The sequence below is a fragment of the Nocardia sp. NRRL S-836 genome (assembly GCF_001279525.1).
In the GTDB taxonomy this organism is placed as follows: Bacteria; Actinomycetota; Actinomycetes; order Mycobacteriales; family Pseudonocardiaceae; genus Lentzea.
On sequence record NZ_LGDY01000114.1, the window covers coordinates 121,525 to 138,310 of the forward strand.

The following is a 16,786-nucleotide window of genomic DNA, read 5'->3' on the forward strand; positions in this document are numbered from 1 at the left end:
CGAGCCGACCGCCCTTTTCGCATGAGTCCCTGGGGAGGGAGCACGTGCCCACCAACGAGCAGCGACGCGCGGCAGCCAAGCGCAAGCTTGAGCGTCAGATGGTCTACCGCCAGGAGCGGGCCAAGAAGCGTCGCATCATCGCCGTCATCTCGACGGTCGTCGTTGTTGCGCTCGTCGGCGCCGGCGTGTGGTTCCTCTCCACGCACGACTTCGGCAACGGTGACGCCGCGGCGTCGGAGACCCCGACCGAGACGCCGAAGGTCGAGATCCCCACCGAGATCAAGGCGATGCCCAAGCGGCCGCAGGCGCTGCCGGCGAAGGTGTCCTGCGACTACCGCAAGGACGACTCGACCCCGGCCGCCAAGCAGGTCAACACGCCGACCGCGGCCGACGTCCCGGCCACGGGCACGGTGGCGGTCACGTTGAAGACGAACCAGGGCGACCTGCCGATCACGCTGGACCGCACGCTCGCGCCGTGCGCCGCGAACAGCTTCGAGAGCCTCGTGCAGCAGGGCTACTACAACGGTACGCCGTGCCACCGCCTGTCCACCAAGGGCCTGCAGATGCTGCAGTGCGGTGACCCCAGCGGCACGGGCTCCGGCCACCCCGGCTACAAGTTCGACAACGAGGTGTGGCCCGAGCTGACCTACGGCCGCGGCTACCTCGCGATGGCGAACGCGGGCCCGGACAAGGCCGACCCGGCCAAGGGCACGAACGGCAGCCAGTTCTTCATCGTCTACGGCGACGCGCAGCTGTCCCCCGACTACTCGGTCTTCGGCAGCATCGGCGAGGCCGGCCTGAAGATCGTGGACGACATCGCGCGCGCCGGTGACGACGGCTCGCTCGACCCGTCCCCCGGTGGCGGCAAGCCGAAGAAGGAAGTCAAGATCGAGACCGCGACGGTCGTCAAGTAACCGAGGCGGCGCCGGACCCGTGCAACCGGGGTCCGTCCGACCGGTTCGAACGCAGGAGCCCCCGGCCGGGATCGGCCGGGGGCTCCTGCGTCTTCCCCACGCGCATGACGATGTCAGAGCCCGCTGTCGTTTCGCTGACGTCTCCGCTGTCACCGCCGCCTGCCACCGGCGCAGTTGCACACCTCTGTTGCAGAGCTGAAGAACGGCTCTAGGTTGAGGTGCACCAGGGGGTACCAAGGGGGATCGCGGAACACCGTCCGATGGGGGAACGGTGTTGTCAGCCGTGCCCTCGCGTGTCACCTCCTCGACGCGCAAGGGAGACGAACAGATGACCAAGACGATCAGCCGACTCGGCGACCGCCTGCTGGGAACGTTCCTCAAGAGGGAAGAGGCCGGCGCCTGCACCACGTGCCCCGGCCCGTGCGCCAACCGCCTCGTGAGCACGCGCTGCTCCGGCAGCCGCGTGGAGGAGCTGTGGTGCTCGGCCTTCTACACGTGCGACTGCGGCTGCGTGGTCAACCTCAACAACTGCTGGACGGTCCGGACCACCCGCTCCTGCTGACGTCCGAGCCGGACACCGGGGCCGCCCTCGTGGCGGCCCCGGCCTGACACAGCGGGAGGTTCCCGTGCTGTACCTGGAAGTCTGCTGCCGCGTGGTGGTCGGCCTGGTGTTCCTGCTCGCCGTCGCGGGCAAGCTGCGCGGCCGCGCGGAGCTGACCGCCTTCACGGAGTCGCTGGGCAGCTTCGGCCTGCGGCCGGCCCGCCTGCGCTCCGCGCTCGCCACCACCGTGATCGCGGTCGAGGCCGTCGCGGTGGTGCTGCTGGCCGTCGCGCCGCGGCTCGGCCTCGGGTTCGCCGCGCTGGTGCTCGTGGCGTTCAGCGGCGCCGTGCTGGCGGCGAAGGCGACCGGCCGCGAGGTGCGCTGCCGCTGCTTCGGCGCGGACGGCGGCCTGATGGGGCGCAAGCACCTGATCCGCAACGGGGTGCTCGTCGCGGTCGCGTTGACCGGGCTCGTCCCGGCCACCTCCGCGGCCACCCCGCACCTCGGCCTGCTCGCCGCGACGACGAGCGCCGCCGTGCTCGCGGCGGTCGCCCTGGCCCACTGGGACGACCTGCGGTTCGTCCTGCGCGCCGGGCCCGCCGCCCGGCCCGCCCACGACCACCACCACTGACCGGGGGACGACATGCTCGCCGTACTGACCGCCGCCGTCGCGGTGTGCGTCACGCTCACAGTGCTCAACCTGGTGCTGCTGTTCGCGGTCATCCGCAAGCTGCGCGACCAGCCCCAGCAGCCGGAGTTCGTCCCGCAGACCCTCACCCCGGGCAGTGCGGTGCGCCGGTTCGAGGCCAAGACCACGACCGGTGCGACGATCACCGAGGAGAGCCTGACCTCGATGGTCGTGGCGTTCGTGTCACCGTCGTGCGCGCCGTGCCGCGACCTGGTCGCGTCGATCAGGCAGACGGTGCCGCGGCTCGGTGAGCCGCTGCTGCTCGTCGTGGTGGAGGAGCTGGACGACGCCACCAGGGCCGCCGTGGCCGGGGTGGACGGCGTCACCGTCGTCGCCGACACCGAGAGCAACGCCTTGACCAGCGCGTTCGGTGTGTCGAGCTTCCCGACCGTGGCGCGGCTGGACGGCCGGCTCGTCGTCAGCAGCGGCAGCAAGCTCACCGACGTGCTCGAACCGGTGGCGAGCTGATGGGCCGCGCCGCCGTCGCCGGGCTGCGGCTCACCTGGCGGGCCGCCCGCGCGGGCACCGTGCTGCTGCTGGTCATCGCCGCGCTGGGCGGCGCGGCCGTTCCGGTGGCGGCGTGGCTGGGCAAGCTGCTGATCGACGAGATCGCCCGCGGCCGGGCCGCCGACGAACGCCTCGCGGTGGGCCTCGCGCTCGGTGCGGCGCTCGTCGGCAGCGGCGCGGCCGTGCTCACCTACGTGGGCACGTACGTGGGCGTGCGCGTGCAACGGTCGGTGAACCTGCACGTCGAGGACGAGCTGAACCGCTCGGTGAACGACCTGGTCGGCCTGCGCAACTTCGAGAACCCGGTGTTCCACGACCGGCTGCGGCTGGCCGCCCAGGGCGCGCAGAGCGCCCCGTCCGTGCTCACCGAGCTCAGCATCGAACTGGTGCGCAAGGTGCTGACGATCGCGGGTTTCGTCGGCGCGCTGCTCGCAGTCTGGCCGCTCATGGGCGTCCTGCTGGTGGTCGCCGCGGTGCCCGCGTTCCTCGCGCAGCTGGCGATGTCGAAACGGCACGCGGCGACGGTCGAGACGATGATGAACACCGTCCGCAGGCAGTTCTACTACCGCTCGCTGATCACGGAGAGCCAGGCGGCCAAGGAGATCCGGCTGTTCGGGCTGGGCGACCTGTTCCGCGCGCGGTCACGGGAGGCGCTCGCGTCCTCCTCCGGCGCCGAGCTCGCCGTGCGGCGCCGGAACCTCGTCGTGGAGTCGGGGTTCAGCGTCCTCAACGCGGCGGTCGCGGCGATCGGCACCGCCGTCGTCGTCGCGAGCGCGGTGCGCGGCACGGTGTCGATCGGTGACGTGTCGCTGTTCATCGCGGCCGTGGCGTCGCTGCAGGGCGCGTTCACGTCGTTGATCATGCAGTTCGGTCAGGTGACCGAGTCGCTCAAGCTGTTCCGGCACTTCGTCGACCTCATCGGCGGCGAGCCGGACCTGGTCGACGGCACCGTCGAGGCCCCACCGCTGCGCCAGGGCATCGAGCTGCGCGACGTGTGGTTCCGCTACGACGAGAGCTCACCGTGGGTGCTGCGGGGCGTCACGTGCACGATCCCCGCGGGCACGGCGGTCGGGCTGGTCGGCGTGAACGGCGCGGGCAAGAGCACCCTCGTGAAGCTGCTGTGCCGCATGTACGACCCGGTGCGGGGCTCGATCCACTGGGACGGCACGGACCTGCGCGAGCTGAGCGCGGCGACGGTGCGCCGCCGCACCGCCGCGGTGTTCCAGGACTTCATGAACTACGACCTCACGGCCGCCGAGAACATCGGCGTCGGCGACCTGCCCGGCCTGGCCGACCAGGCCAGGATCGAGCGGGCCGCCGGGGTCGCGGAGATCGACGAGAAGATCCGCTCGCTGCCGCAGGGCTACCAGACGCTGCTCAGCCAGTCCTTCGTCGACTTCGCCGCGTTCGCGGCCGGTGCGGGCTCCTCGGGCGTGAACTTCTCGGGCGGCCAGTGGCAGCGGCTGGCGATCGCCCGGTCGCTGATGCGTGCCGACGCCGACTTCATGATCATGGACGAGCCGAGCTCCGGCCTGGACGCCGACGCCGAGCACCAGCTCGGCACGACGCTGCGGACGTTGCGCGCGGGCCGGACGAGCTTGCTGATCTCGCACCGCCTCAACGCCCTGCGCGACGCGGACCGGATCGTCGTGCTGGCCGGCGGCGTGGTCGCGGAGCACGGCTCGCACGACGAGCTGATGGTCGCCGACGGCGAGTACGCACGCCTGTTCCGACTGCAGGCGAGCAGCTACCAGGACGAGCGGGTGGCGCTGCCGTGAGGTCGCTGCTGGTGCTGCCGGTCGTGGCCGGCGCGGCCCTGTGGTGGCTGCGCGGCCGGTACCTGCTGGTCACGGTGCGCGGCGACAGCATGATGCCGGCGTTGCGACCGGACACGCGGGTGCTGGCCCGGCTGGGCGGCCGGTACCGCACGGGATCGGTCGTGGTGTTCCGGCGCGAGTCCGAGTTCGTGCAGCTGATGGTCAAACGGGTGGCGGCCCGCGCCGGTGAACCGGTGCCGGCGGACTGCCGCGCCGCCGTGCCCGACGCCGTGGTCCCGCCCGGCCACCTGCTGGTGCGCGGCGACAACCCCGGCAGCAGCGACTCCCGCACGTTCGGTTACGTGCGGGAGTCCGCCGTGCTCGGGACCGTCAGGGCCGGAACCCTCAGGGGTCGGGACCGTCAGGACGCGGACGTGACGCGGTAGACGTCGTAGACGCCCTCCACGCTGCGCACGGCCTTCAGGACGTGGCCCAGGTGCTTCGGGTCGCCCATCTCGAACGAGAACCGGCTGACCGCGACCCGGTCGCGTGACGTCGTCACCGACGCCGACAGGATGTTCACCCGTTCGTCCGCCAGCACCTTCGTGACGTCGGACAGCAGCCGGTGCCGGTCGAGCGCCTCCACCTGGATGGCCACCAGGAACACGCTGGAGGCCGACGGCGCCCACTCGACGTCGAGCAGGCGTTCCGGCGACTTCAGCAGCTCGTCGGCGTTCGTGCAGTCGGTCCGGTGCACGGAGACACCGCCACCGCGGGTCACGAACCCGAGGATGTCGTCGCCGGGCACCGGGGTGCAGCAGCGGGCGAGCTTCACCCAGACGTCGCCCGCGTCCTTGACGATCACGCCCGCGTCGCCCGTGGGACGGCGGCGGGTGACCGTGGACGGGGTGGCTCGGTCGGCGAGCTCCTCCTCGGCGTGCTCGACACCGCCGAGCTGGGCCACGAGCCGTTGCACGACGTGGCGGGCCGAGGTGTGGCCCTCGCCCACCGCCGCGTACAGCGCGCTCATGTCCGGGTAGTGCAGCTCCTTGGCGAGGGCCTGCATGGAGTCGACGGAGACCAGGCGCTGGATCGGCAGGCCGACGCGCCGCACCTCCTTGGTGATCGCCTCCTTGCCCTGCTCGATCGCCTCTTCCTTGCGCTCCTTGGCGAACCACTGCTTGATCTTCGCCTTGGCGCGCGGGGAGGCCACGAACGACAGCCAGTCACGGGACGGGCCCGCACCCTCGGCCTTCGACGTGAAGATCTCGACGACCTCGCCGTTCTCGAGCTTGCGCTCCAGGGCGACCAGGCGGCCGTTGACGCGGGCACCGATGCAGCGGTGACCCACCTCGGTGTGCACGGCGTAGGCGAAGTCGACCGGGCAGGAGCCCACCGGGAGCGTCTGCACGTCACCCTTCGGGGTGAACACGAAGATCTCCCGCGCGGCGAGGTCCCAGCGCAGCCCTTCGAGGAACTCACCGGGGTCCGCGGCTTCCCGCTGCCAGTCGAGGAGCTGGCGCATCCACGCCATCTCGTCGATCTCGACGGACTTGCCGTTGTGCGTGCCCTTGGTCTCCTTGTACCGCCAGTGCGCGGCGATGCCGTACTCGGCCCGCTGGTGCATCTCGTGGGTGCGGATCTGCACCTCAAGGGGCTTGCCGTCCGGCCCGATCACGGTCGTGTGCAGCGACTGGTACACGCCGAACCGCGGCTGCGCGATGTAGTCCTTGAACCGGCCCGGCATCGGCTGCCACGCGGCGTGCACGACACCCATGGCGGCGTAGCAGTCACGCACCTCGTCGACCAGGATCCGCACGCCCACCAGGTCGTGGATGTCGTCGAACTCGCGTCCGCGGACGATCATCTTCTGGTTGATCGAGTAGTAGTGCTTCGGCCGCCCCTCGACCTTGGCAACGATCCGCGCGCCCTCCAGCTGGCCGTTGAGCTCCTCGACGACCGTCCGCAGGTACGTGTCACGACTCGGCGCGCGCTTGGCGACCAGCCGCACGATCTCGTCGTACTTCTTCGGCTGGAGGATCGCGAACGCGAGGTCCTCCAGCTCCCACTTCACGGTCGCCATGCCCAGCCGGTGCGCGAGCGGCGCGAGCACTTCGAGCGTCTCGCGGGCCTTGCGGGCCTGCTTCTCCGGCGGCAGGAACCGCATCGTGCGCATGTTGTGCAGCCGGTCGGCGAGCTTGATGACCAGGACCCGCGGGTCCTTGGCCATCGCGATGACCATCTTGCGGATGGTCTCCGCCTCGGCCGCGGCCCCCAGCTTCACCTTGTCGAGCTTCGTGACGCCGTCGACCAGCCGGGCGACCTCCTCGCCGAAGTCCTCCTTCAGCTGGCTGAGCGAGTAGTCGGTGTCCTCCACGGTGTCGTGCAGCAGCGCCGCCACCAGCGTCGTGGTGTCCATGCCCAGCTCGGCGAGGATCGTCGCCACGGCGAGCGGGTGGGTGATGTACGGGTCGCCGGACTTGCGGCGCTGCGGTCGGTGCTTCTCCTCGGCGACGTCGTACGCGTGCTGCAGAAGCGCCAGATCGGCCTTGGGATGGAGGTCGTAGTGCGCGGCGGCGAGAGGTTCGAGGACCTGCTTCACCGGGGCCGCACGTTGGGCGGTGATGCGCCGCGCCAGGCGGGCGCGCACACGCCGGGTAGCCGACGGTTGAACAGCCGTCGCAGCGGGTTCGGTGTCTTGACTCAACCCCACGCTCCTCGGGTCTCGCGAGTACCGAGGATAACGCGTTCACGCTGAGGAAACTTCCGGTGGCGCGCTGAGCGGCACAGCTCACACGGTGAACGCTCCCGGAAGTTCCGCTGAGCCGATCAGGCGACGTGGGCCACGAACGCACGCCAGGCGTGGACCGTGAACACGAGCCGGTCACCGCTCGCGTTCTTCGAGTCACGCACGAGCGCGTCGGCGGCCAACGACACCTCGACGCACGCCTGGCCGTCCTGTCCTCCGCTGTAGGTGCTCTTACGCCAGGTCCGTTCGTGGCTCATGCGGGTCCCTTCGCGGTCCGCTGACGTAGTTCGCCAGCATGCTCCGCGATTGTTCCGCATCCAACGCGTGCCTCTCCAGCCACGCGAAGAACTCCTTGTTCTCGCGCACGACGGCAGGGTCCTGGGAGAACACCATCGCGACCTCGTTCTCGGTGTAGACCAGCGGTTCGGCCTTGGCGAAGCTGAACAACATGCGCGCCGACCGCGTGGCGAGCGCTACGCCTGCCGAGATCGGCACGATCCGCAGAACGTGCGTGTTGAACAGCAGCTGCAGGTACTGGTCCTCCATGACCCGGTCGTCGCCCACACGCAACTGCAAGGCGAGCTCGTGCACAAAGAACAGACATTCCGGACGATCCGGACGCCTCATGGTCGCCTGTCGGTCCATACGCGCTCGAAGGTTTCGTTCGACCAGCTCTGGCGGCTGGCCGTGCTCGGTGAACAGGGAATGCGCGTAGCTCTCCGTTTGAATGAGGCCGGGGAACGTCAGGACGTCGTAGGTGACGATTTTCGTGGCCATCGCCTCGGCCATCGCAAGCGTGCGGATGTTGTCGTGGACCTGCACCACGTTGAGGTCGAACGCGTACCGGTACCGAGTCCGGAACTCCTCGAAGAACTCCGACCCCTTCCCACACAACATCACGTACTGCACGAGGTCGATCTCGCTCGCCCTCGCCTTGCCCTTCTCGATGTTGGACACCTTGCTCGCGTCCCAGCCGAGCCGGTCCGCGAACGCGGCGCCGGTCATGCCGGAGTGGTGTTCGCGCAGCCGGCGCAGCTCATCGCCGAGGTCCCTGCTGTACGCGGTGGAGGTAAGCGCAGTCATACCTGGGCAAATTACGCATTGGAGATTCTCCACGAACTTGCTCATAAGGGTGAAAACCATCGAGGCTTCGTCAGCCCGTGGCATCATTCGCGCCAGGTGACGCGAGGGGCACGGCGTGACTTCGCTGGAGGAAGTGGGCAACGCGCTGCGCCGCGTCCTGGAAAAGATCGAGCAGTCGATCGCGGCGCACCATCGCGCAGCAGATCTTGCCAACGAGGCGCGAGTGCTCATCACCGACGCGGGAACGGGCAGCGACCAGGATGACGTCGCGGACGTGTGTGCCCTGTTCACACGCGTAGTCGAAGGATCACCGAGCCGGAAGGCCAGGTGTCCAGCCTTGCGACCGCCGCGGACCTGACCCGCACGTACCTGGGTGATCTGGGCGTCAGCAACACGACACCGTTCGCCACGTCCTCGACGAGTACCACGACGAGCCGTGTCGAGGCTTTGCGGAAGACGCTTCCGCCACCGGTCCAACCGGGCAGCGGGAGCAAGACGCACGGCCGCTGGTTCGCCGAAGGCCGCATCGGCGGTGAAATCAGCAGCGGTGACGACCCGACAGCCGACGACGTGTGGCGGCTGCTTCGCGAAGCGGGGTTGCCACGCCCAGGACGCCCGTTCACAGCGTCCCACGCAGAGATGAAACTGGCGGCGCACATGCGCGCCAACGACGTCCGGCACGCCGAGATCGTCATCAACAACGTTCCTTGTAAGCTCGACTTCGGGTGTGAAGCTTTGCTCGGAGTGGTTCTGCCCGAGGGTTTTTCACTCACCGTCCACGGAACGAACGGTTACCACCGGACATTCACAGGAGGGAGACGACCGCCGTGGCAACGCTGAAAGCGATCTACGACCTCGCGACGGGCGACTCTCCGGTCATGATCAGCACCGTCGACGAGCTGACCGCGCTGGTGGAGCGGGTGAGTGCTTACTCCGCACGGCACCCGCACGCGTCGATCGTGGAGATCTCCGTTGCGGCTGATCCGTACAGCTTCCCCACCCTGTACGCAGGAATCGGCGCGGAGAACGGGTTCGTGCAGGAATATTGGAATCCCTCCAGGTCGACGATCGGCGATCAGGGAGCAACCGGGACCGTGATCTACGACCTCCAGGGCAACGGCACCGAGGTACCTGCTGTGCAGCAGGTACCGATGGAAATCGTGCGCGAAGTGCTCGAGGCTTACCTGGGACACGACGGTGTGCTTCCCGCGAACTTCCCCGCACTGCATCCGATCCCGCTTGACTGAGCCGAGCATGAGGACGTTCCTGTGGTGTGGCGCGATGAACGTCGCCTGGCTGCTCGCGATGGCCTACGGCGCCCTGCAGGAGGCGGGCCACGTCGACCTGCGCGCGATGCTCGGCACGGCAACGGCGTGGGTGCTGGCGACGGCGGCGAGCTGGTCGTTGCTGCGGCGCTCGACGCGCAGGCACGCCGTGTGGGAGTACGCCGTGGTGACGGCGCCCGCCGCGTTGGTGGCGCTCGTGCTGGTCACGACCGGCGCGTGGTTCGTGTCGCCGCCGGGACCGGTCCGCCCGCTCTCCTGACCCGCCTCGAAGCCGTGAGTGAACGGGTGGCGACGCAGGATCCGGCTTCGGAGCGCACCGTTGTCGGTGTGAAACGACGAAGACCGGCAACGTGGGGCGTTGCCGGTCTTCAGCGGGTCGCGGGTTCTAGACGGCGAGCAGGGCGTTGACCTCACGGCCCGCGAGCCGTGAGCGGCCGCCCAGCGCCGGGATCTCCAACACCACCGACACACCCGTCACGATGCCGCCCGCGCGCTCCACGAGCGTGCAGGCGGCCTCCGCGGTGCCTCCGGTGGCCAGCACGTCGTCCACGACGACCACGCGCTGTCCTGGCTGGATGGCGTCGGCGGGCAGTTCCAGCGACGCCGTGCCGTACTCGAGGTCGTAGGACACCGAGTCGGCCACGGCGGGGAGCTTGCCGGGCTTGCGCAGCGGCACGACGCCGTAGCGCCAGCCGTAGCCGAGCGCGGCGCCCAGGAGGAAGCCGCGCGACTCGATGGCGGCGATCACCTGGGTGCTGTCGTCGATCTTGTCCTGCAGGGCGTCGACCACGGCGCGCAGGGCGTCCGGGTCGGCGAGGACGGGCGTGAAGTCCCGGAAGACGACCCCCGGCCGGGGGAAGTCGGGGACCTCACGCAGCAGTCCCAGAGCACGATCTAGCTTCAACGCTGGCGCTTTCCGGTCGGGCGGCCACGACGGTTGTCGGCGGCCTTGGCGGTGCGGTGCGGCACCGACGCGGCGGCGGCCATCGCTTCTTCCTTGCGCAGGTCGGCGGACAGCGTCTCGTCGTCGACCGACTCGATGCCCTCGGCGACCTCCGGGGAGGCACCCGCCGACGTGGCCTTGGCGCGGCGGGCGGCCACGCGCTTGGCCTGCGTGACGTACTTCGGGTCGCGCATCTTCAGGTCCACCAGGACCGGGGTCGCGATGAAGATCGACGACAGGGCACCGACGAACATGCCGACGAGCTGCACCAGCGCCAGGTCCTGCAGCGTGCCGACGCCCAGGATGCCGACGCCGACGACCAGCAGGCCGATGACCGGCAGCAGCGCGATCAGCGAGGTGTTGATCGAGCGCATCAGCGTCTGGTTCAGCGCCAGGTTCGCCGCCTCCGCGTAGGTGCGGCGGGTCAGGCCCAGCAGGCCTCGGGTGTTCTCCTTGACCTTGTCGAACACGACGACCGTGTCGTACAGCGAGAAGCCGAGGATCGTGAGCAGACCGATGACCGTCGCCGGCGTCACCTCGAAGCCGACGAGCGAGTACACGCCCGCGGTGATGACGACGTCGTGGAACACCGCGACGAGCGCGCCGACGGCCATCCGCCACTCGAAGTAGAACGCCAGGAACAGCGTCACCACCACGAAGAACCAGAACAGCGCCCACAGCGCCTTGCCGCTGATCTCACCGCCCCAGGACGCGGAGACGGCGCTGTCGGAGATCGTCCCCGCGCCGCCGCGCGGGTTGGTGTCCGCCGCCAGCGCCGCCTTGAGGCTCGAGACCTCGGCGATGCTCAGCGCGGGCGACTTGATCTGGATCGAGGCGCTGGCACCGGTGCCGACGGCCTGCACGGCGTTCGGCTTCTTGCCGGGCACCGCCTTCGCGAACGAGTCCTCGACGGCGTTCGTGGTGATCGGCTGGCCCGACTGCGAGACCGACGGCAGCGAGATCTTGGTGCCGCCCTCGAAGTCGATGCCGAGGTTGAAGCCCCTGAACACCATCGAGCCGAGGCAGACCAGCAGGATGATGCCGGAGATGATGTACCAGCGGGTGCGCTTGCCGACGATGTCGAAAGCGCCGTTGCCCACGTAGAGGCGCGTGAACACGTTGCTCATGTCAGGCCTCCTTCACGGCAGCGGGGTTGCCGGACGCGGCGCGGTGCGACGCGCCCTCGCGCAGGGCACCACCCAGGCCGGACAGCTTCGGGTTGGACAGGAGCTTGGACTTCGAGGCCATCGCGACCAGCGGGTGCGTCACGAGGAACACGACCACGAGGTCGAGGACCGTCGACATGCCCAGCGTGAACGCGAAGCCCTTCACCTGGCCGACGGCGATCACGTACAGCACGGCGGCGGCGATGAAGCTGACCGCGTCGGCCGAGAGGATCGTGCGGCGGGAACGGACCCATGCGCGCGGGACGGCCGAACGGAACGACCGGCCTTCACGCACCTCGTCTTTCAGTCGTTCGAAGAAGACGATGAACGAGTCGGCGGTGATACCGATCGCGACGATGAAACCGGCGATGCCGGCCAGGTCGAGGGTGAACCCGATCCAGCGGCCCAGCAGCACCAGCACGCCGTAGACGATCACGCCGGACAGCACCAGCGACAGGATCGTCATGATGCCCAGGAGGCGGTAGTAGAACATGCAGTAGACGAAGACCAGCGCGAGGCCGATGCCGCCGGCGATGAGACCCGCCTTGAGCGACTGGAGGCCGAGCGTCGGGGAGATCGTCTGCGCCTCGGAGGCGTCGAACGACAGCGGCAGCGCGCCGTACTTCAGCGTGTCCGCGAGCGCCTGCGCCTGCTTCAGCGTGAACTTGCCGCTGATCTCGGTCGAGCCGCCGGAGATGGCCGACTGGATGGTCGGCGCGGACATGACCTCACCGTCGAGGACGACGGCGACGGCCTGCTGCACGTTGGCCGCGGTGAACTTCGACCACTTGTCGCCGCCCTCGCTCTTGAACTCGAGGTTCACGACGTAGCCGGTGCCGTTCGGGTTGGCGTTCGCGGCGGCGTTGCTGATGTCCTCACCGGACAGGCGCGAGTACGTGGTGTAGTCGTCCGGCTTGACCGTGGTGTCGCCGGGAGCCGGGTTGACCGGGGCGAGGATGTACTTGAACTCGCCCTTCTCGTCGCAGGTGACGAGCGGCTTGTCCAGGTCGTCGTTGCCGCGCAGCGGGTCCGGCTTGGAGCAGTCGAGCAGGAGCGCCGCCTGCTGCAGCGTCTGCTGGTCGCTGCTCTGGCGCAGCGCCTTGGCCTCCTGGATCTCCTTCGCGACCTTCGGGTCGACGGCGGAGTTGCCGGCGGGCGTGGACGGCGCGGTGCTCGGCGTCGACGGAGCGGTGCTGGCCGACGGCGGCGTGCTGGACGGCTGCGCGGCCAGGTTCGGCGCGGGGCGGCCCTGCGGGGAGTTGCTCGACGAGGGCTGACCGGCCGACGCGCTCGGCGGGGCCGGCGTGCTGCTGGCCGGCGCGTTGCCCGACGAGGGAGCGGACGACGTCTCGGTCTGCATGCCGGTGGACGCCGGGATCGGCTGGCCCACGACCTTGCGGAACGCGAGGCGGGCGGTCTGGCCCAGGCCCTTCGCGCCCTCGCTGTCCGCGCCGGGCACGGTGATCGTCAGGTTGTTGCCGTCGCGGACGACCTCGGCGCCGGAGACACCGAGACCGTTGACGCGCACCTCGATGAGGTCACGCGCGCGGTTCAGCGCTTCCTCGCTCGGCTGCGCGCCGTCTTCCTGACGCGCGGTCAGCGTGACGATCGTGCCGCCCTGCAGGTCGATGCCGAGCTTCGGTTTGGCGGAACCGTTGCCCGTGAAGAACACCAGGGCGTAAAGCGCGACGACGACGATGGCGAAACTCGCCAGATATTTCGCGGGGCGAATTTGCCCGGCCGGAGGTGCCACGGTCCGTCCGTCTCCTCAGTTGACATGTCAGGGCGGAGGCGCAGATTACCGTGCGGGTTGTGAGCTGAGCGTCACTCCCCGGCACCGGACTGCGCCGTTCACACTTGCCAGCACCGTCACCAGTGCTTCGTTGACGCCGCTGAGCGGAGACTGACACAATTGCGGACCGAGGGGCAAGCTGGGGTTTGTTCCTGCTGAGCGGCCGAGCCGCTTTCTCCGCTGACGCACTCCGGGCGATCTCGCGCACTTCCGCGCCGACTACGCCGTTGTGCCGATGCGGCACAGCTGACTGCCACGCCCGTGCCCGGTTTTCGCCGGACACGGGCGATTCATGTCTATGCGCCCGAGTACTACTTCTTGGCGTTGTGGTCCAGCGGCTCGGCGACCTGAGCGGTGGCCGGCTCGGCGACCGTGGTGGTGGTGGTGGTGGCCGGCTCGGCCTCCAGCTCGTGGTCGTCCGCCTTCTCGACCGCGGTCTCCTCGACGTCCACGACCTTCTCGCGGATGGCGGCGCGCAGCCAGCGCGTGACGACGCCCTCGGAGATCTCGATGTCGATGGTGGTGTCGTGGCTCGCGTCGGCCACCGTGCCGTACAGGCCCGACGTCGTCATCACCTTGTCGCCGGGTGCCAGGTCGTTCTGCAGCTTCTGCTGTTCGGCCATCGCGCGCTTCTGCTTGCGCGCGCTGAGGAACAGCGGCACGGCCAGCAGCACCAGCAGCAACGGGAACATCAAAGACGAAAGGTTGCCCATCATTCTCCGATCAGGTGGACATGCCTTCGCGCACGTCCGATATGTCCAGGTGCTTTCACCGATTGTGCCAGGTCACCACAGTTGATCTCCGGCGGGCGGCTCCAGCCCCAGGTGGTGCCACGCGGCGGGCGTCGCCACTCGACCGCGCGGTGTCCGGGCCAGCATGCCAGCCCGCACCAAATACGGTTCGCACACCTCTTCCACCGTGGTCGGTTCCTCACCCACGGCGACCGCGAGCGTGGACACCCCGACCGGTCCCCCATTGAAGCTCCTGACCAGCGCGTTGAGCACCGCGCGGTCGAGCCGGTCGAGCCCGAGGTGGTCGACGTCGTAGACCTCCAGGGCCTGCTTGGCGATCTCCTCCGTGACCCGGCCGTCCGCCCTGACCTCGGCGAAGTCGCGCACCCGGCGCAGCAGCCGGTTCGCGATGCGGGGCGTGCCGCGGGAGCGCCCGGCGATCTCCTTCGCGCCGTCGTCGTGCAGCTCGACGCCGAGGATCTTGGCGCTGCGCCGCACGATCTGGTCGAGGTCCTCCGGGTGGTAGAACTCCATGTGGCCGGTGAAGCCGAAGCGGTCCCGCAGCGGCCCGGTCAGCGCACCCGACCGGGTCGTGGCCCCGACCAGCGTGAACGGGGCGATGTCGAGCGGGATGCTGGTCGCCCCGGGCCCCTTGCCGACGACCACGTCGACGCGGAAGTCCTCCATGGCCAGGTACAGCATCTCCTCGGCGGGCCGGGCCATGCGGTGGATCTCGTCGATGAACAGGACGTCGCCCTCGACGAGGTTGCTGAGCATGGCCGCGAGGTCGCCGGCCCGTTCGAGCGCGGGCCCGCTGGTGATGCGGATCTGGCTGCCGAGCTCCTTCGCGATGATCATCGCGAGGCTGGTCTTGCCGAGTCCCGGCGGCCCGCTGAGCAGCACGTGGTCGGGTGCGGTGCCGCGGCGCATCGCACCGTGCAGGACGAGCTCCAGCTGCTCGCGGACCCGGTGCTGGCCGACGAACTCGCTGAGGTCGCTCGGCCGGAGGCTGGTCTCCAGGTCGCGTTCGGCGGGAACGGCGTAGGGGCTGAGCTCGTCCTCGGTCACTTGCGCCCCAGCGTGGAGAGCGCGCGCCGCAGGACCGCGGCCGTGGACTGGTCGGGGTTGTCGGCGAGGACGGCGTCGACCGTGCTCTCGGCCGCCTTGGCCGGGAAGCCGAGCCCGAGCAGCGCCTCGACGACGTGGTCGCGGGTCTGGCTGTGCTGCGCGGGCGCGGCGGCGCTGGGCAGCTGCCCGACCTTGTCGCGCAGCTCGATGATGAGCCGCTCCGCGCCCTTCTTGCCGATGCCGGGCACCTGGGTCAGCACCGTGATGTTGCCTTCGGCGAGCGCGTGGCGGAGCTTGTCCGGTTCGAGCACGGCCAGCGTGGCCAGCGCGATCCTCGGCCCGATGCCGCTGACCGTCTGCAGCAGCGTGAACAGCTCGCGGGCCTCGGCGTCGGCGAACCCGAACAGCGTCAGGCTGTCCTCACGCACGACCAGCGTGGTGGCGAGCTGCGCCTCCTCGCCGCGGCGCAGGCTCGCGAGGGTGGTCGGGGTGGCCTGGACGGCGAACCCGACACCGCCCACCTCGACGACGGCGTGGTCGAGGCCGACGTGCTGCACCTGGCCGCGCAGTGACGAGATCACCTGGTTCCTCCGATTGTGACCTGCACGCTCGCGCAGGCGTCCCCTCGCAAGGGGGACCCCTTGCTTTCATTCTTCCAGCCGGCACCGACAGTTTCGGCGCGCACTGAAGTCGTCATGATCCGCCCCGGCGTGCGGCCCGCGCGAGGCGGGCCTGCTGCACGCGGACTTGCCGCAGGCGGTCGCAGGATCGTACGAAGACTCCCCGCGTGCGCCAGCAGCGCACGAAAGCGCCCCACGTACGACGCAGCCGACGAAGCCACGGCGTACCCCGGCACGCCGCCCACGCAAAACGGGCCAGACGCACGCGGAATCCACGCGGGCGGTCGCGGGATCGTACGAAAGCTCCCCGCGTACGCCAGCAGCGCACGAAAGCGCCCCACGTGTGAAGGGAACAGCCGGGTCACGACGTGCCTCGGCGGGCCGCCTCCGCCAGCCGTGCCTTGTGCACGCGCGCCAGCTCGGCGGCTTTCGCCTGCGCCTCCTCCATCCGCGACCGCATCGGCGCGCGCCAGTGGTGGCAGATGGCGATGGCCAGCGCGTCGGCGGCGTCGGCGGGCTTCGGCGCGACCTTCAGCCCGAGCAGCTTGGTGACCATCATCGTCACCTGTGCCTTGTCGGCGCGGCCCGAACCGGTGACCGCCGCCTTCACCTCGGACGGGGTGTGGAACTCGACGGGCACGTTCCGCTGTGCCGCGGCCAGGGCCACCACGCCCGACGCCTGCGCGACGCCCATGGCGGTGCGCACGTTGTGTTGTGCGAACACCCGCTCGATGGCGACGACGTTGGGTTCGTAACGGTCCATCCACTCGCACACGCCGTCGTACAGCTCGTTGAGTCGCACGGAAAGAGCAGCGTCCACGGGCGTGCGGAGGACGTCGACGGCCACGGCGCGCACGGTTCGGCCGGGTCCGCCGTCGACGACGCCGAAGCCGCACCTGGTCAGACCGGGGTCGACCCCGAACACCCGCACGACAGCCCAC

General features: G+C 69.7%; 20 protein-coding genes. 10 read left to right on the top strand and 10 right to left on the bottom strand.

The features are described 5' to 3' along the window. Positions 1-44: 44 nt before the first annotated feature. The 6 genes from ADL03_RS28450 (at position 45) to ADL03_RS28475 (ending at position 4,853) form a co-directional block, all read left to right on the top strand. On the top strand, positions 45-914 hold the full coding sequence (locus ADL03_RS28450; protein ID WP_053736631.1) for a peptidylprolyl isomerase: 870 nt from the start codon (positions 45-47) through the stop codon (positions 912-914). 328 nt (positions 915-1,242) lie between these two features. Continuing rightward, a complete protein-coding gene (locus ADL03_RS28455) occupies positions 1,243-1,476 on the top strand; it encodes a hypothetical protein (RefSeq protein ID WP_053736632.1) in 234 nt (77 codons plus the stop codon). 64 nt (positions 1,477-1,540) lie between these two features. Next, positions 1,541-2,086, top strand: coding sequence for a MauE/DoxX family redox-associated membrane protein (locus ADL03_RS28460; RefSeq protein ID WP_053736633.1), 546 nt, complete (start codon positions 1,541-1,543; stop codon positions 2,084-2,086). A gap of 12 nt (positions 2,087-2,098) precedes the next feature. Continuing rightward, positions 2,099-2,611: a hypothetical protein gene (locus ADL03_RS28465; RefSeq protein ID WP_053736634.1), complete on the top strand. Its 513-nt coding sequence runs from the start codon at positions 2,099-2,101 to the stop codon at positions 2,609-2,611. Next, complete coding sequence (locus ADL03_RS28470; protein WP_053736635.1) at positions 2,611-4,428, top strand: ABC transporter ATP-binding protein; 1,818 nt, start codon at positions 2,611-2,613, stop codon at positions 4,426-4,428. Before ADL03_RS28465 ends, ADL03_RS28470 begins: the two co-directional genes overlap by 1 nt. Further along, entirely contained in the window at positions 4,425-4,853 is a 429-nt protein-coding gene (locus tag ADL03_RS28475; protein ID WP_053736636.1) for a S26 family signal peptidase, read from the top strand. Before ADL03_RS28470 ends, ADL03_RS28475 begins: the two co-directional genes overlap by 4 nt. Here the strand turns inward: ADL03_RS28475 and ADL03_RS28480 are convergent. From ADL03_RS28480 to ADL03_RS28485, 3 genes are all read right to left on the bottom strand, one after another. Beyond that, complete coding sequence (locus ADL03_RS28480; protein WP_197288713.1) at positions 4,829-7,120, bottom strand: bifunctional (p)ppGpp synthetase/guanosine-3',5'-bis(diphosphate) 3'-pyrophosphohydrolase; 2,292 nt, start codon at positions 7,118-7,120, stop codon at positions 4,829-4,831. The genes ADL03_RS28475 and ADL03_RS28480 overlap by 25 nt on opposite strands. A 116-nt stretch (positions 7,121-7,236) precedes the next feature. Further along, positions 7,237-7,413: a DUF397 domain-containing protein gene (locus ADL03_RS45875; RefSeq protein WP_082373540.1), complete on the bottom strand. Its 177-nt coding sequence runs from the start codon at positions 7,411-7,413 to the stop codon at positions 7,237-7,239. Next, complete coding sequence (locus ADL03_RS28485) at positions 7,388-8,284, bottom strand: helix-turn-helix transcriptional regulator (protein WP_197288714.1); 897 nt, start codon at positions 8,282-8,284, stop codon at positions 7,388-7,390. Before ADL03_RS28485 ends, ADL03_RS45875 begins: the two co-directional genes overlap by 26 nt. Positions 8,285-8,354: 70 nt before the next feature. Here ADL03_RS28485 and ADL03_RS48820 point away from each other — a divergent pair, with 70 nt between their 5' ends. The 4 genes from ADL03_RS48820 to ADL03_RS28495 are packed head-to-tail and all read left to right on the top strand — an operon-like array spanning position 8,355 to position 9,784. After that, entirely contained in the window at positions 8,355-8,597 is a 243-nt protein-coding gene (locus tag ADL03_RS48820) for a hypothetical protein (protein ID WP_197288715.1), read from the top strand. Continuing rightward, positions 8,567-9,079, top strand: a complete 513-nt coding sequence (locus tag ADL03_RS45880) for a DddA-like double-stranded DNA deaminase toxin (RefSeq protein WP_197288716.1) — start codon at positions 8,567-8,569, stop codon at positions 9,077-9,079. Before ADL03_RS48820 ends, ADL03_RS45880 begins: the two co-directional genes overlap by 31 nt. Beyond that, positions 9,067-9,486 (top strand): Imm1 family immunity protein, encoded by a 420-nt coding sequence (locus ADL03_RS28490; protein WP_053736638.1) that lies wholly within the window; start codon positions 9,067-9,069, stop codon positions 9,484-9,486. Before ADL03_RS45880 ends, ADL03_RS28490 begins: the two co-directional genes overlap by 13 nt. A gap of 7 nt (positions 9,487-9,493) precedes the next feature. Continuing rightward, positions 9,494-9,784 carry a hypothetical protein gene (locus ADL03_RS28495; RefSeq protein ID WP_157529419.1) on the top strand — a complete coding sequence of 97 codons (291 nt, stop codon included), beginning with the start codon at positions 9,494-9,496 and terminating at the stop codon, positions 9,782-9,784. Between the two features lie 126 nt (positions 9,785-9,910). Here ADL03_RS28495 and ADL03_RS28500 read toward each other — a convergent pair whose 3' ends face one another. From ADL03_RS28500 to ruvC, 7 genes are all read right to left on the bottom strand, one after another. Continuing rightward, on the bottom strand, positions 9,911-10,429 hold the full coding sequence (locus tag ADL03_RS28500; protein ID WP_053736640.1) for an adenine phosphoribosyltransferase: 519 nt from the start codon (positions 10,427-10,429) through the stop codon (positions 9,911-9,913). Continuing rightward, the gene (gene secF / locus ADL03_RS28505; RefSeq protein ID WP_053736641.1) at positions 10,426-11,595 is read right to left on the bottom strand and encodes a protein translocase subunit SecF; all 1,170 of its coding nucleotides are present in this window, start codon (positions 11,593-11,595) and stop codon (positions 10,426-10,428) included. Before secF ends, ADL03_RS28500 begins: the two co-directional genes overlap by 4 nt. Position 11,596: 1 nt before the next feature. Beyond that, on the bottom strand, positions 11,597-13,387 hold the full coding sequence (gene secD, locus ADL03_RS28510) for a protein translocase subunit SecD (RefSeq protein WP_082373543.1): 1,791 nt from the start codon (positions 13,385-13,387) through the stop codon (positions 11,597-11,599). A gap of 350 nt (positions 13,388-13,737) precedes the next feature. Beyond that, the gene (yajC, locus tag ADL03_RS28515) at positions 13,738-14,118 is read right to left on the bottom strand and encodes a preprotein translocase subunit YajC (protein WP_053736642.1); all 381 of its coding nucleotides are present in this window, start codon (positions 14,116-14,118) and stop codon (positions 13,738-13,740) included. A gap of 93 nt (positions 14,119-14,211) precedes the next feature. Beyond that, on the bottom strand, positions 14,212-15,225 hold the full coding sequence (gene ruvB / locus ADL03_RS28520) for a Holliday junction branch migration DNA helicase RuvB (RefSeq protein WP_053736643.1): 1,014 nt from the start codon (positions 15,223-15,225) through the stop codon (positions 14,212-14,214). Next, positions 15,222-15,806, bottom strand: coding sequence for a Holliday junction branch migration protein RuvA (gene ruvA / locus ADL03_RS28525; RefSeq protein ID WP_053736644.1), 585 nt, complete (start codon positions 15,804-15,806; stop codon positions 15,222-15,224). The genes ruvB and ruvA overlap by 4 nt, the downstream gene beginning before the upstream one ends. A gap of 400 nt (positions 15,807-16,206) precedes the next feature. Continuing rightward, positions 16,207-16,776, bottom strand: a complete 570-nt coding sequence (ruvC, locus tag ADL03_RS28530) for a crossover junction endodeoxyribonuclease RuvC (protein WP_053736645.1) — start codon at positions 16,774-16,776, stop codon at positions 16,207-16,209. Positions 16,777-16,786: the final 10 nt, after the last annotated feature.

What these genes read in the sequence shown, in the direction of transcription:
- ADL03_RS45875 (WP_082373540.1), bottom strand. Translation starts at nt 7,413, where the DNA reads ATGAGCCACGAACGGACCTGGCGTAAGAGCACCTACAGCGGAGGACAG.
- ADL03_RS28470 (WP_053736635.1), top strand. Translation starts at nt 2,611, where the DNA reads ATGGGCCGCGCCGCCGTCGCCGGGCTGCGGCTCACCTGGCGGGCCGCC.
- yajC (WP_053736642.1), bottom strand. Translation starts at nt 14,118, where the DNA reads ATGTTCCCGTTGCTGCTGGTGCTGCTGGCCGTGCCGCTGTTCCTCAGC.
- ADL03_RS28485 (WP_197288714.1), bottom strand. Translation starts at nt 8,284, where the DNA reads ATGAGCAAGTTCGTGGAGAATCTCCAATGCGTAATTTGCCCAGGTATG.
- ADL03_RS28465 (WP_053736634.1), top strand. Translation starts at nt 2,099, where the DNA reads ATGCTCGCCGTACTGACCGCCGCCGTCGCGGTGTGCGTCACGCTCACA.
- ADL03_RS28455 (WP_053736632.1), top strand. Translation starts at nt 1,243, where the DNA reads ATGACCAAGACGATCAGCCGACTCGGCGACCGCCTGCTGGGAACGTTC.
- ADL03_RS28495 (WP_157529419.1), top strand. Translation starts at nt 9,494, where the DNA reads ATGAGGACGTTCCTGTGGTGTGGCGCGATGAACGTCGCCTGGCTGCTC.
- secF (WP_053736641.1), bottom strand. Translation starts at nt 11,595, where the DNA reads ATGAGCAACGTGTTCACGCGCCTCTACGTGGGCAACGGCGCTTTCGAC.